Below are 16,254 nucleotides of genomic sequence, written 5' to 3' on the forward strand. Positions count from 1 at the left end.
ATTGTTGTCCACTTTGCAGCATCCGAAGATGTAGCAATCAGACCGTTACTTCCTACTGCAACATAAACGCCGTTACCATAGCCCATTCCTAAAAACTGGTTGCTCGTATTGTTGATAGGATTATTTAATGTATCCCAGCTCGATCCGGCTCCATATGTTGTTGATGAGAACCATACGATTTGAGAAAATACAACGAGAAAACTAAGAAGTAAGGGAGCGCGAAAAAAACGAATACGCTTATACATAAATTCAACTCCAAATTAGAATTTTACAAGATGTGTCTTTTGATACAGCTGCTACTCAACTAAAAAATATCTAGCATTCTCCTTTCTAGTAAATGAACTCAACTTCCGATTCGTTTCTATGAAATGCTATCCAGTTGAAATTTCCTCCCAACCTTCCTTTCACCAAAAAATGTCAGTGTTATAACTAATTTKATATTCGACAATATAKAATAAAATCCTCTTTTTTTCGACATAAAATGACGTTTTATTTCATACAGAATCAATCAATAAAATGATGTTTTCTCCAAGCAGTTTTTTTCAAGAAAAAAAAGCACTTAGGTTCAAACTCTAACTCACCTAAGCGCTTCTCTCTTATCGATTCATTCAAACTTTACGAAGTCTTGCTCATATCTATTTGTATCTGCGGAACCTCAAAGGTCACCGTCGTTCCTTCTCCTGCTTCGCTTGAAATACCAAGACCATTTCCGTACAAAGAGAGCAGCCTGCGGTGAATATTGGTTAAGCCAACGCCTGACAACTGCCGTTGCCCAAGCAATAGCGTACTAAGATCACTTTGCTTGATGCCAACTCCATTATCCGAAACTGAAATAATTAGCTTCTCCTCTGCCTCTTGAATACGCAATACGATCTTGCCCCCAGCAGCCTTTTGCATGACACCATGTCTAACTGCATTTTCTACAATCGGCTGAATGCTGAGCGGCGGAATAAATCCTCGCAGCTGTTTGTCCACCTCATATACAACATTCAATCGTTTGCCAAACCGAGCTTGCTCTAATTTGACATAAGACTGAACAAGCTCAAGCTCCTTCTCCAAGCTGACGATCTGCTGACGATTCTGGAAATCGAAGCTGCTGCGTAAATATCGGCTTAAATTCAATAACAATTCCGTAGCCTTATCCGGATCATCAGGACATATCGAAATAATCGTATTGAGTGCGTTGTACAAAAAATGAGGTTTAATTTGTGCCTGCAGAAAAGCCAGTTCCGATCGAATAGCCGCTTGAACAGACTGTCTAAGCTCAAGCAAAGTTCGTACACGAGCACGCAGTACAATACCGTCAACAGGTTTTGTTAAAAAATCATTGATTCCAGCACTAAAGCCCGTTTGAATATCGCCTGCCAATTTTCTTGCGGTCAGCATAAGTACAGGCAGTTCAGACAACGAGTATCGTTCCCTGATCCTACGGCAAAGCTCTAGTCCAGACATCGCTGGCATCATCCAGTCTGTTATCACGAGATCAATCCGCCGCTCGCTGGACAGTACCTCCAGCGCTTCAGCGCCGCTGTCAACCGCAATGACTGTATAATTTTCCATAGACAATACATTTATTAATACTTGCAGGTTTACGGGATCATCATCTACTACTAACACAGTGAATGAATGTGTATCTTCTATCACTTCATTCCCATTCATCGCTGCTTGAAATGTTTTATTGAGCGCTAATGCTGGTTGAATCGTTGCTATTCCGCTTTTACCAGCAGCAACCTCAGAAATAGCAGACAGCGCAGCTGAAGGAAGTGTAAACGAAAACGTTGAACCCATACCTAGCTGTGAATTTGCTTCGATATGCCCGCCATTAAGTTCTACAAGTCTCTTCGTAATGTTCAACCCGATACCGGTGCCACTATAGCCCGATTGTAGATCCACAGTGGAAACGCTATTAAACGCCTTGAAAATGTCGTCTAAACGATCCGCCGCGATGCCGATTCCAGTATCTGTAACGCTGATTTTCACCCATGAATCCACAACTTCCGCATAGATCCGAATTTCACCCTGATGCGTAAATTTCACCGCATTGCCAAGCAAATTAAATAAAATTTGGCGCAGACGCTCCTCATCAGTATCGAGCAGCGGCATCTGCTTCGGCCATTCCTGCGTCAGGCTTACCCCTTTTTTATCGGCTAAATGCCCAATGACCTCGACTACGGATTGCGCTGCTGCTGATAAATCAACAGCTTGCCGATTCAGTGTAAGCTGTCCGTTTCGCAAGGTGGAAAAATCTAAAATATCATGAATCAGATAATTCAATCTTCTACCTGTCGATACAATCATAGAAAGCTGTCTTGCCTGATCGGTGTTTGGCGTCCCCGCTACACCCTCAAGCAAGGATTCTGCGATATTTACAATACCATGCAGCGGCGTTCGAAGCTCATGCGACGTATTCGCCATAAATTCATCCTTTAATTCATCCAAGGTCAACAGCTTGCGAGAGAGTTCTTCCACCTCATTAAAGGTGTGAGAGAAACGCCGAGCAAGCATGATTACTTGAACAATGACTAAGATAAGCAGCTCAAACGAGATGAAAAAATGATTTTCCAATAGACCAAATACTTGCATGACACTGACGATTATAAATACCAAAATGGTTATCCCACTCAAAAGCAAAAAATAGGCGTCCCGCGATCGGCGCATAACACCTTTGACAAGGGTGTAAAGCACAACTCCGAAAGTAAATACTGAAAGGCCTATTCCCTTCAAAAACCACTGTGAATAAAGCATCGTCGGCAGCATGAATGCTGCAACAATGACTATAATCGATGCAATATTGCTTGCCCGCCACACAAACTTGTTAACAGCTCTTGGTACCGACACGTTCACATATTGCAATAAAAAATAATAACCGAATGCTGATGATATGTTCTGCAGCTTCATGATCCAATCGTAGCTAAGCTGAGGCAAGACCAGTGCAATCAGCTTCTCGCCATGAGTACATACATAGAGCAGCAGAGCTAAGCAAAATAAAGCCAAATAAAGCAACGAGCGCTCTTTTCTGCGCATGTAGAACAAAAGAAGGAAAAACATAGAAAACAATGCAAACCCGCTGATGTTCATAAATTCACCAAACAACGCGATGTCGCGGCTCTTGCGAATATCAGCCTCATAGCCAAACCAAATCGGATAGATGATGCCGCCCGAAGCATAGTTGAAATTGGATACTTGTACGATAATTTCAACATAGGATCTATCTACGGATACAAATCCAACATAGGGGATATTCGATGCGATATCTTCTTTATCTGAGACTCCCGGTACTCCGCTTGCTCCCACTTCCTGTCCATTTATAAATATCCGGTTAGCCATGCGGATATTTGTCGTTCGTATTCCGTAATGCGTTTCTGCTGTGTTGTTTAACTCCACTCTCAGCCTATAAGTACCGAATCCCGCTCCCTGCGGGTTGCCGTCCTCCGCTATATAGCTGTTCCACTCCGCTGGCACAGGAAAGAGGCCTGTTAGTTCAGGCCTCTTATAAGGAGAAATAGCTGGATCTGCGAATTGCTCTGGCAGCAGCAGCTGTCCACGATAAAATTCCCATTGACCATTCAGCGCGACAAGTCCTTCTGATTCGAAATTCCATTCCCGCAAATCCAACGTGCCAGCGCTTGAATGAGGTGCACTCTTCTCAATGGATTGATTATAAAAAAACTCGTTTACTGGAAAAGCTACAACGATAAGGAAAAATACAACTATCGTCCACCATTGCTTTCTCATCCCATCGTTGCCTCCTTGCCTAAATTCACGTCTTACTGGGATAATTGATGATATAAATCCGTCGTTTGCCTCTCAGGAATGACTCCTAGCTCCTGCAATAATAATTGCGCATAGGTTTCGTAGCAGCGGTTAAGCGATTCCGTATCCCTTATCTGAGCATAACCTGCAAGAAGCAATCTGCAAATTTCATCTGAGTATGGGAAGCTGATCTGAGCAGTCGTCAGTCTCTGGATAGCCGACTGAGCACGGCCTTCCTCCAGCTCATATCTTGCCATACTGCTAACCAGCCGAAAATAACGATGCTGCAAATTTATTCTTTTGGTCTCTGCCCACGCATAATTATGATCCTCCAAATAATCGCCTTTATAAAGAGAAATCGCATGTTCATACCGACTCCAATTATCCTGAAACTGATATGGGAGCTCAGCTACTGTCTCCTCAAACTCAGCTACATCGGTACGAATGGCAGCATACGGGAGTCGGTAGCTCTCACCTTGATACTCAACTGTGAAAGAAACTCCCCACTCACGCAGTAGCCATCTAATACGTGAAACGGAATGATGAAGATAGGTAACCGCCTTGTCCAGCTCATACTCTCGCCAAAGCGTTTCAATAAGCCGCTCTCTCGTAACCCAAGCACCCTCCAAATGAAGGAAATAAGCAAAGAGCTCCTGCGCCTTTTTCGTTCGCCACTTCACCTTGCCGTTTAAAGCAGCCCCGCCTACAAGCTCAAGCCGTTTAAAGCATCGCACTGAAAGCTCATTTCGTTCTGCTAGAGCCTCGAAGCTTTGTGCTTGATTGTTCAAAAGCTTCGCATATTCCTCAATACGATCTATCGTTTTTCCAATTCTTGCAGAATCGACCGGCTTCAATAAATAATCCAGCGCATGCAGCTCAAATGCTTCAACAGCATACGCTGAATAGGCGGTTACATAAACGATTCGTATTGCAGGGTACAACTCCTGTATACGTTCAGCTGCTTCAAGGCCGTTCATCTCGGGCATGCCGATATCAAGAAACGCGATATCGGCATAACTGCGAGCAAGGTGGTCAAGTCCCTCCATAGCAGAGGTATACTTGCCCACAACTTGAACCCGGCCATCTGCCCTCAGCAATCGTTCCAAATGTATCAATGCCGGCTCCTCATCATCCACTAATATTACCTTTAGCATTGATCCATGCCCTCCTCCTTCCGTTGTTATTTTTCAGTGAGCCTTCTGCTATCGGTATGACCTAGTTTTACTTCGTTTTTACGACTCGAACTTGTCCATCTGGCAGCTTCTGCACATATCTAGAAGCGGCTTCAATATCTAACATAGCCCAGTGTTTTGGCGCGACATCCGGCCAGCTAGAGCTGACAGTTTCCTGCGGCACTGGACGGTTGAAGATTTCGTTGAGTACACGAACCGCTTCTCCGCGAAGCAGCAAACCATTCGGACGGAAGGTATGATCCGGATATCCCTTCATAAACCCTGCCTCTGCAACAGCAGCAACTTCATTTGTTGCCCAGTGTCCCGTTAAGTCTGTAAAATCCGCCTTAGCAGTACCGCTTAGAGACAGCTTGTTCCAACGAGCCGCGATAACCGCTATCTCTGAACGAGAGACTCCGTCGCCCGGTCTAAATTTGCCTTGCTCGTCTCCATTCATAATACCATGATTTTTCAACAGCGTAATCGCTTCTTTTGCCCAGTGATCGGAGACGACATCGCTAAACTCTGTCAGCTCTGTTTCATTAGGATTAGGCACCGTTTCTTCCAGCAGGCTGGCGTTTTTCTTAAGCTCTTTGGCAAGTATGACTGCAAGCTCCGCACGAGTAATCGTTTTACTTGGACGGAAGGTTCCATCCGGATACCCCGTTACATAAGGCTCATAAAGTTTGTCCTTCGTAAGCCGAACGACAGCAAAATTGCTGAATTTAGCAACATCAAATGCCATACCGTTCACGATTCCTTTTGTATCATATTGCAGTGTTCCTGCCTGGAGCACCTTTTCTCCATCGCTGTGCTCAATGTAAACCGCTAATTGAGCCTCAAGCTCCTTCGCAGCTGCACTGTCCTTTGCAATCTCAAGACCAGCTATCGGCAGTACAATGCGAGTAACACTATCCTTATAATTCGTTTCAATTGCAGTAGGCTGGCCTAGCAGTTCAGCATCCCTACCGCCCAACTGCTTCTTAAGCTTCTCTTCGCCAAGCAGCCTGTCATGAATTTGCTGTTGCTTCGCTTGATCGCGAATCGGTACAAAGCGGAGATAAAGCTCAATACCCGCTTCCTTGATATGACGAATCGTCTCTGGCGATAACGTCAATTCTGCTGTTGGCGTTGAGATGATAAGACTAATTCCGCTCTCGGCTAATGCGGCAACAGCTTTTGATGGAACATTCAGCTTAATCTCATCGCTCGGATTATTAAGTAGATTCGTAATAACGATGCGAGCCGCATTCTGCTTCTGCAATTTCATCTGTGCAACAATTTCCTCCGCCTTAGCAAGCGGAATATTAACCGTATCTATTTTGCTGCCATCTCTAGCAACCGTTCTAGTAATGGTTACATTTGCTATTGCAGCATTTGAATCCCCAGATGCGACAGTCGCTAATCGATCCGGCGTTGCATACGTTGGTTTCCGAACGATTTCAATCGAATATTGCCTTGAGCTGCTGCGGTCAGCAGACTCGACTCCAATCACAATTAGATTTGTACCCACCTTTAAACTTACAGTCTGATGCACGCCTTTTTCAACCGGCCTACCATTTATGGTCAGAATAGCATCAGAACTTGAGGTGTTGGCAAGCACAGTCACATTCGCGTCTTCGATCTCTGACTTCAGCTTATAGCTGAGCCTACTCGCAGAGAATTCCGGCAGCAAGTCTAATCCAGAGAGAGATAGCTCTGTTAAAGATGGCGCTGTTGCTGCAGAAGCAGACTGTTTGATAACAGCGAGCTTGTAAGTCGCAACAGTACCATCCTCTGCTGTTACATCCAGTTGAACAGGTTGAATTCCGCTGCGCAAAGGAACCATATGCGTTCCTCCGCTGCCGAGCTCAATTCCACCATTTGCTATACGAATGACTGCACTCGGACTAGCTGCTTCTACAGCGATGCTAAGAGCCGCAGAATCGGAAGGCGCTATGATCTGGTATTCCATCTCATTTTCTGCAAAATCTCTCGTTAGCACTCCTCCGCTTACCGTTAGCTCTTTCAATTGTGCATTGCTGTCCTTCGCACGAATAACCTTAACGTTATAGGTTTTATTCTCTTGTCCATTTGGCGCGATAACCTGTATGGCCACATGGGTCTCTCCCACCTGCACTGGCACAGAAATCCCAGCTTCGCCAATCTGCTCGCCATTTACACGAATCGTAGACTCTTGCTTATAAGCCTCAGCCGCAACGCTTACCGCATTCGTATTATTTTCGACATACACGTTATAAGTGGTATCAGCACCATTGAATGCTGGTTCTGTCAGCAGTTCCTCTGTGCCTGCCCGCATCGTGAGGCTCTTCAGAACAGCAACCTCCGACGGCTTGCTTCTCAATTCAATCACGTATGTCTTTTCACTTGTATCTGCTCCCGATACCTTCACCTGCGCTGTAGTTACGCCATTGCCATTCGGAGCATCAAGCTCTGCGTAGCCCTGTACGTTCAACGGCACATTGTTCACTGTTACAACAGAATCTATTGCAGCAGCTACAGCATATAATCGAACCTTGCCTTCTTCTATTACCGTCTCATATTTGCCCGTCATATCCGGATGGAAAGGCTGTGATAGAACACCCTTGTCCAGCTCTAGCGCCGCTAGATCAGAAGGCTTCACCTTGGACTGCTCCTCGGTCTCTGTTCCCTGCACAACATCAAATCGATATTCGACTCGATTGCCGACTTCATCTTCCACTTCGACGATTACAGTATGAAGGCCAGCTTCATCCCACACAATTGGAGCAAAATAATTAAATTTTCCTTCTGCGTTCACTGGAACAGCTCGTCCATCAACGGTCAGCAAAGCGCCTATTTCCGTTTGACCAACCATAGGTATACGGCTGCCATATACGACCTGCCCATTGAGAGGCTCACGAACAAGGTCCTCGTTCTGCTTGCCCGCTACATACAAGAATGGCTCCGTACGGTCTACGTACAATTTCCTATAATCGGAGCTGTAATCGCCGCGCTCGTTAATCGCTTCAATTTCAATCGTATAATCAAGCTGCTCAAGCGGCAGTGGCTTATTCGTTTCTTTGCCTAGAAGCAATTCATTCAGATTGAACGAAGCGACCGTATTAGCTTCGGTATCCTTGGATTGCAACAATTCCCCGTTTACGTAAAGATTAACCTTTGCTGCTTGATCACTAGTCAGCTCTACACTAACCTTTTCCGCAGCTGTGTTAACCATAATCTCCTCTTGCTCATCATAACTTTTGTAGGTGCTTGTTTTCTGCTTAGCACCAAAAGTATTAAAAGCAACATTAAGCTTTGCCCGCTTCGGATTAGGCAAAAACGCCTCCACATTAGCTGACACTGGACTAACAACAACTTTGCCATTTTGCTCGCCAACCGCCATCGCATTGATGGTGTAGCTGTGCTCCGGCTTGTACCCGGATATAATGACGTCCTGCCAATCTCCGGCCATAGGATCTGCTCCGAATGTATCCGTTACAGTTTTCCCTTCATCATCCTTATAGCTGACCGTCAACTGGTAATATTCTAGTCCCTCGGCCTTAATGGAAGGAAAACGCAGCGTAAGCTCGCCGTTTCCAGTTGAAGTAATCGCAAGTTGCTTCGGCTGAGGCAGCATGACTTCAGCAATCAGCTGTACAGGCTCAGACGTTACCGCAAACAGCGGTGCAATTTCATCACCTTCAGCCACCATAGACAACCAGTATTGACCCGGCATAAATTCATCCGGAATGTCAATCGTTTGAATGCCTGATGCAGGAAGATCCTTCAAAATAACCGGTCCGATTGCCTTATTGGACTGATCGGTTACCATTAAGCTTACTTTGGTTCCCTGCTTGGCATGGTCCACGTTCCATTTTACTTTGAAGCGATTCGTGCCTTCTGTCTCTGGAACTGCACTAAATTCGCTAATTTCAGTTACAGGATCGAGCTCATACATGCTTGCTTGAATAGGCAGGGAGGAGCGAATTTCCCATTTTCCTGTTTGTTCAATATCAGCAGCGACATAAAGCATATCCGCATCTGCAACAAAAGGCAGATTCGAGGTAAATGTCATATCGCCGTATTTATCGGCTTCCTCATCTTCCTCTGCAGCTGCTGCTTGCAGCACCGCATTGTAATTTTTGGCATTCTCTTCTTCAAAAACAACCGGAATGGCTTTGTTATCCGGTGCAATAATTTGGGTATTGCGAGAACCACCCGTTAACATAAACATATATCGGCCTGGCTTATCGATTTGTAAACTCGTCGTATACTCTGCTGTTCCATTTGAGAAAAACGGAATTAAGCTGTCGTATTGCTCATCACTGCGGAAGGCACGTATGGTCACGAATTGTTTGCCGCGAACGGTCCAAAGACCCGCTTCCGCTTCCTCCGCTTGCACCAAAATCGTCCATTTTTGTTTATCAGCCTCATAATATGCATTCCAGTTTGATTCGCTGCGATCCGTTTGCAGCGGATATAGCGAGCCATCTGGGCGATACAGTACCGCAGACTCATCCGCCTGATCGATTTCAAGCAAAGTCTGACCGCTTTTTAGGTTGACTTCAGTACGAAGCTCACTGCTTGTTATCCAGTCTTTCAGCTCCCCAATCGTGGTATGCTCTCCAAGAGCAAATACCTTAGCCGGCGTTTTCTGTCCTGCTTCAAGCAGCCATTCGCCCGGCTGAGCTACATCGATCAACAGATAAAGCTTGCCGCTTAGTGGATCGACAAAATGATTCCAGCCTGATTTAAGCGAATCCGATTCCAGACCATATTCACGGCCATCTGGCTTGTACAATTTCACAGCGCCTTTAGGCTGGTCAAGCTCTACCAGCTTCAAACCGCGCTCCATCATATCTATTGCTGTTAGCTTCAATTCAGGTGCAGCAGCCCATCGTGCTGCCAGCTCAGTAAGACTGAGCGATTCATTTAGGAATGTAAGCTCGTACAACTCCACTTGCAAAGAGTGCGATGCAACCAGCTTCCAATCTTCATTCGCGGTTAGTTGTAAACGAATATACGTTTTATCCTCTTCTTCACGATATACGGCAGAAATAGCACCATTACCCGCCTTTTCCGTCTCAGGGAACTTGAGCGATGCCACGCTTTCATCCGGACGAATGATCGAAAGGTCTTCCTGCTTGCCATCCAGCACTAGCAGCGCTTTGAAGCTATGATCTGCCTGCAATGTGTATTGAATCTGATCCTGCTTCGTAAAGCTGGCTTGCGGTGAATTCTCACGCAATGCAGCCGTAAACTGTCCCAATAAAATACGTCCGCTTGCAGCCGTATCTACGCCTATCTCACCCTGCTGCAGCACATCCTTCTGAAGCTTCAGCATGTAACCTTTATCCTCTGTGAGCAAAGGATTCGTAAGTGGTGTAAAAGAAGTATCCGCGAATGCGCTTGTGAACAGCAAAGCACTGCTGCTTAGCAATGGCATCGAGCGAGCGCTCGGCGGCTTAACCATATTTCTTTTCATTCTCTCAATTTCTCTCTTCATATCCTTGCTCGCGCCAAGGCTGAAGTCGAAGCTGTTCGGAGCAAACATATATTTGGCAGAACCACCGAACCAGCCTGAACCAACCGATCCAAAGATCTCACGATTGTTTACGCCGACATCAATGCCGCCAAAGCTTTTGCCGCCGATAACTGACACCCAGTTCGGTATTTTTATGCGTGCACTAACAAAACCTGCGTAACCGCTTTTCGCAAAATATTGCGCGAACAGCTGACCGACCACAACGTCTACCAGATTCAAGTTCGCATCCAATCGGAAGCCTGCACTGCTGTACTCTTTAAAGCCCGCTGCATTCCAAATCGTCAGAAAATCCAAATTCGCAACCGGAACCCAGTAAACAGCCAGCTCTCCGGATGCTTCAAAATGATAACGCGATAATCCTACGCTCAAATTGTTGCCGTTCACCATATTGTAGCCTTTGATCTCAGGCGCAATGACATCTGATGCACCGCCAAACGCTTTCAACGTAAACGGTACTTCGCTCTGGCTCGCTAGATTTGAAAACCCGCCGCCAAGACGAGTGAGCTGTGCCCCCGTCGAGCCAAGCTTGATTTTACGGCGAACGCCAAAGCTAAGCGCATCAAGCTTCCCGCGTTTGAACTGAATATCTGCTTCAAATCCAACCTTCTGCTTGCGCAAATCGAAGGATCCTCCCGCACCATAGAGCGGAATGCGTGTATCAAGCCGGAAGTTTAGCTCAGCACCCTCGAGCGGACCTGCCTCWAACTCGCCTGCAATACTGAATTTACCAGCAAAATCGAACCGTTCGCGCTTGAACTCTAACGCTTCAATCTCCGATTCACCTTTAATTTTGGTCGTTCCTGCACTGAAATCTACTTTAATATCCCCGCCGAGCCTTACCCCGCCAGCTATAAAAGTAATTTTCTTCAATGTAATCGGCAAATTCAAGCTCAAATAATCAGATTGCATATCACCAGCAAGCTCGATAACGAACTCGGCTGAATTAAACTCAAAGGAGCCAAGGAACAGCGTATACATAATGCCAGCTTTTTCAACATAAAGCCGTCCGACACCCGTTACATACGTATCTACACCCGTCTTATCAATCGTCAGGCTCGTTCCTTTAAATTTAATATATTCATTCAGCATGACCACTTGATTCATGTTGTTTAGCTTAAATATACCAAGCTCCGAGGGATTCTCCGTGAACGGTCCTCTAATAGCCATTTGACTAATATCTTCATTGTCCGAATCTGTACTAGGAATGATAATTTCATTATAATCGCGCGGCTCATATACGCCGGTTGAAGTAATAAGCAAAGCGCTTGAGAGAACAAAATCATCGTAAAAATCGTGATTTAGTTCCAAATCATATTTGCCATCCGGCAATTCATCCGTCCAAGTCAGCTCTAGCTCCTGATTATTGCGAACGTTTGGCGTCAACGGATACAACTGTCCGCCTTGGCTTTTAAGTGAATAATGAATATTAGAAGCTGGCTTTCTCCACAAATTGGTGATGCCCTCTCCGACGACAACCAGCCTCTTCTTATCCTTCGTATGCAGCACCGATGGTGAAGCTCGGTCATAACGCAGGTCTGGAACCACCATAGCCGGGTCCTCAAAAAACTTGAACGTTGAAACTGCGCTGTATGCCGTCCCCACAACATTTGTCGCATACACGCGTGCTTCGTAGTCGACCTGCCACTTCAAGCCGTTAAGATCAACGGTGACCGCACCAGCCTCAGCCGACAAATGCGCCTTCTTCTGCCATGTGGTTTGACCCGCTTCACGGTATTCAATCCCAATTTCGCTGAGCGCCTTGCCTTTCACATTAGCAGAGAACCTTGCTAGATCATTCGCTTTGTTGTTCTTGTCCATCAATATCGTTGGTGAACCCGTTATGCTCACGATCGGCAAGGTAGGCAAAGGATTGCCGAATGTAAACGTCTCATTCGTTAGTCCTCCCCATTCATGGTTTCCGCCGAATACGACAAAGTTATAGCCATCATACGCCATGCTCATAAAGCTGCCTGAGCCTGGACCGCCTTCTATGCCGCCGCCCGGTCCTTTGCTCCTGCCAGACCATACCGACCAAGCGCTCCCGTCCCAGCCGAAAGCAGCCTTCTTCCCTTGATCATCCTGCGAATTTGCAATAGGGCGTTTTTTGTTTGGCGTAACCGCACTATTGCTCGGGTTAATCCAATCGAACTCTCCACCATAGAAGACGACTCTCCGTCCATCGTAGGCCATCGCTTGTCCCCAGCGGCCCCAGTCCTGCGCTTCAACCTTTGGAGCGCTGTCATTCCATGTCGTTCCGTCCCATGCCCATAACGTATTCGAACTGATTTGATAGGCTGTTCCGCGAATTTCATCACCAATATTACCGCCATAAAGCACGGCATGCTGCCCGTCATAAGCCATCGAGCCCGAATAAGTGGCTGGAGGGCTTTGGGCTGGAGTCCGCTGTTCCCAGCTCGTTCCGTTAAAAATCCAAGTATCCGCTAATCTATTTTTAGTAGAACCAGACAGCGTATAACCGCCGAATAGCACCAAGTTTTGTCCATCATAGGCAAACTGAGCGCCAGCACGTGCCGATGGAGCTGGGATTAGCAATGGTTTCCACTGCAATACCTCACCATGCCACACCCAAAGATCGTTCAAGACGCCTGAAGCACCCTCGCCTCCGAACATCACGATGCGCTCTAGGTTAGGATCAAAGGTTATTGCCGCTCCTTTGCGGGCAACAAGGCCACTTGGGACACTCGAGTCAGCGAGCTTTTGCCATTGCTTGGTTTCACCGTCCCACAGGAAGTTATCCTTCAGCAGCCCGGAAGTGCCTTCTCCCCCGAACATAATGACCTTTCCGTTCTTTTCATCAAATGCCATAGCAGCCCCCATACGCGGGCTAGGCTTAATGTTCGATTCTATTTTCTCCCATCCATAATCGGAGAACTTATCAGCAGCTCCGGCAACAGCCAAAGACTCCAGATCGTAGGAGGAGCTTGTTACTGTAGGCTCTTCCACCTCTGTGTCAGCTGATTCCTGAGCGAATATTTGCTGCCCCGACCTGCTTGGATATACAGGATAAATCGATATAAGCAGCACCACTGCGAGCAGCATGCTGACTACTCTGACAAATGGTTTATGTATCATAAAAAAATCCCTCCTGAGTCTTCTATCATCGTTGATATAGCAATAAATACCATTATAGTAGTTGGCTCTGGACATGTTCTAAACATATTTCGACATGTTTCTCGCTCTCGATAACAAGATAAATAGGAAAGCTTCCTTGAGGATCAAAAGGCAGCCTACATCTTATAAACACAAAAAAGGCAGCCCCGCACATGAAGCCATGTGTTGGACTGCCATTCTTTATCAATCATCTGCAAGCTATGCTTCTTCTTTCTTAAGCTCCTCCAAAAAGGGCTGGAGCTCAGGCCTTGCTTCCGGATCTTTCAAATCAAGGCTTCGCAGCGCATCCACCGCGATTCGAAGCACCGCATAATTGCGATACCAGCGATTATCAGAGGGGACGACATACCATGGCGCCGCTTTGCTGCATTTTTCAAACAGCTCCTCGTAAAGCTCGCTGTACTGCTTCCAAGACTTGCGCTCCTTTAAGTCGGACGGGTCGAACTTCCAATTTTTTTTCGGATCTTCAATACGGCTTATTAGCTTCTCCAGTTGGAACTGCTTCGATATGTGCAAAAAGATTTTGACCACTTTCACCCTGCTGTCGGCTAAAAGAGCTTCAAAATGATTGATATGCTTAAACCGCTCCTTCGCTTCCTCGCTCTTTACCGTACCATGGATTCTCGTGATCAAAACTTCTTCGTAGTACGAACGGTTAAATACAGCTATCTGGCCAAGGGCAGGCACGGCAACATGTGCTCTCCATAAAAAATCATGCCGCGCTTCCTCCTCTGTTGGCGTCTTAAAGCTGTGGGCAGAAATGCCCTGCGGATGAAGTCCGGCGAAAACTTTTTTGATTACACCATCCTTGCCGCTGCAATCCATGCCTTGAAACACAAACAGCACGGCATGCTCTTTGCTCGCGGCAAGTTTTTCTTGCAGCTGCTGCAGCTCAAGCTCAAGCTCCTTCACTGCCTGAACGACCTCTTCTTTATTCGAAAAGCGCCCCGTATCCTTCGGATCGATGTCCTTCAGATCCACCTTTTTCTTCTCGGGCAGTTTGTAGCTTTTGGACATTTGCTCACAGCCTCTCCAGTGTTTATTTACTTATTAGTATCCCACCAGCGCCTCTCCTAAACAAGCAGCTGGTCGCTATTTTGGCACACCAGAGCGAGAAGAAGCAGAACAAAGCGGACCACACAAAGGCAGATACACCGGTTACGTCGCTTAAACCAGCCGCATCCCCAGCTGATGCGGGCTCCGTAATCGCAAGATAGAGCAACACAAATGGACTAATAATGGATTCCACTAAACAAATAAAAGCGATCAGCAAATAATAAAAGTCTCTGAGCCAGCGAGGAGCAGCAAAATAAATAAGTACCGTCAATGCTAGGAAACCCGCGCTCCAAGCCATGCCGTAATCATTTCGAACAAAAAGCGCGAGCGCCACTCCAGCTGCTATCGCAACGATCGCGAGTCCAAAACGAGCTTTTCCTTTTGCATATAGAAAGAAAAGCAGCAGCGAGAACAAAGCTGAGCCCGTATAGCCGGCAAGCGCAATCGGGATTAGCATCCAGCTGTCCGTGTACGAGGTATAAGTCACTCCGCTTTGGTCAGCGTACAAATAAATATGCAAGACGCTTCCCTTAAGCAGCAAAGCTGCAAGCGCATGGGCAAGCTCGTGGACTAATGTATTCACATTTTGAAAAAAAGCCGAGAACGGAATGAACCTAGTTAAAAAAGCAGTAACGATAATAATAGCCGTCATTCGCAACCAAGAAAACATGCTTTAGCCTCCAAGTCATATACCGCTATTCTAACTCTTCTTACGTATGAAAAAGATTTATTTTTCAAAAGATGCTAATACGGGTAAGTAAAAGTATAGACGCGAGAGGAGAGATATGATGGGACATTATATTGAGGTTGAGAAAAAAGTTAAACTTTATGTTGAGGATATAGGCTCCGGCAGCCCCGTTATCTTCTTGCATGGCTGGCCGCTGAACCACAAAATGTTTGAAGCTCAGTTCACCCTGCTATCTGAGCAAGGTTATCGCTGTATTGGGATCGATCAACGCGGCTTCGGCAAATCCAGTGCTCCCGCAGCTGGCTATAGCTACGATCGGCTAGCAGATGACGTAAAGGCTGTTATTGATTATTTGAAACTGGATCAAGCCTATCTCGTTGGTTTCTCGGTAGGAGGAGCCATTGCCGTCCGCTATATGGCGCGCCATGGCGGTTACGGCATTCGCAAGCTCGCGCTTCTAGGCGCAGCAGCTCCCTCATTCACGCAGCGTGAAAATTACCCGCATGGCATGACACAAGAGGAAGCGAATGATCAAATCGCTGCAATCAAAAAAGACCGTCCGCAGCTGCTCCGTGATTTCGGAGAGAAATTTCTAGCCGATCAAGAGCCAAACGCCATCAGCCAGCCATTCAAAGATTGGCTGCAGCTGCTCGGCTTAGAGGCATCCGCGTGGGGGTCAATCCATACGTTCGAGTCGCTCCGCGATGAGGACTTGCGGAAGGATGTGCTGCAAATCAAAGCTGCGACGACGATTTTCCAAGGCAATCTGGATCAAATATGTCCGCCAGAATTCGCCAAGCAGCTGCTTAGCGGCATTGACGGCTCTACGCTCGTTACGTTCGAGCAAAGCGGCCATGGCATGCTGTTCGACGAACCAACTAGATTCAATGAGGAGCTGCTCGAATTTTTGAAATAAAAAGCAGAAAAGGAGCCGGATTAATCGGCTC

7 protein-coding genes are annotated in these 16,254 nt (G+C 46.4%); 1 reads left to right on the forward strand and 6 read right to left on the reverse strand.

What is annotated here, in order from left to right; genetic code table 11:
• From AC1DSE_RS04770 to AC1DSE_RS04795, 6 genes are all read right to left on the reverse strand, one after another.
• Positions 1-245: hypothetical protein (locus AC1DSE_RS04770; protein WP_477527450.1), on the reverse strand; the 245-nt coding region annotated here is incomplete at its 3' end.
• A 370-nt stretch (positions 246-615) separates the two neighbouring features.
• Positions 616-3,735 (reverse strand): hybrid sensor histidine kinase/response regulator, encoded by a 3,120-nt coding sequence (locus tag AC1DSE_RS04775; RefSeq protein WP_477512098.1) that lies wholly within the window; start codon positions 3,733-3,735, stop codon positions 616-618.
• A 32-nt stretch (positions 3,736-3,767) separates the two neighbouring features.
• Complete coding sequence (locus tag AC1DSE_RS04780; RefSeq protein WP_477512097.1) at positions 3,768-4,907, reverse strand: response regulator; 1,140 nt, start codon at positions 4,905-4,907, stop codon at positions 3,768-3,770.
• Positions 4,908-4,974: 67 nt separating this feature from the next.
• On the reverse strand, positions 4,975-13,524 hold the full coding sequence (locus AC1DSE_RS04785; RefSeq protein ID WP_477527451.1) for a cadherin-like beta sandwich domain-containing protein: 8,550 nt from the start codon (positions 13,522-13,524) through the stop codon (positions 4,975-4,977).
• A gap of 237 nt (positions 13,525-13,761) precedes the next feature.
• Positions 13,762-14,580 carry a PPK2 family polyphosphate kinase gene (locus tag AC1DSE_RS04790; RefSeq protein ID WP_477512095.1) on the reverse strand — a complete coding sequence of 273 codons (819 nt, stop codon included), beginning with the start codon at positions 14,578-14,580 and terminating at the stop codon, positions 13,762-13,764.
• A gap of 22 nt (positions 14,581-14,602) precedes the next feature.
• Entirely contained in the window at positions 14,603-15,289 is a 687-nt protein-coding gene (locus AC1DSE_RS04795) for a M50 family metallopeptidase (protein ID WP_477512094.1), read from the reverse strand.
• Between the two features lie 118 nt (positions 15,290-15,407).
• Here AC1DSE_RS04795 and AC1DSE_RS04800 point away from each other — a divergent pair, with 118 nt between their 5' ends.
• Positions 15,408-16,223 carry an alpha/beta fold hydrolase gene (locus AC1DSE_RS04800; RefSeq protein WP_430057388.1) on the forward strand — a complete coding sequence of 272 codons (816 nt, stop codon included), beginning with the start codon at positions 15,408-15,410 and terminating at the stop codon, positions 16,221-16,223.
• The last annotated feature ends 31 nt before the right edge of the window (positions 16,224-16,254 follow it).

This window comes from Paenibacillus sp. 01L418 (assembly GCF_056400045.1).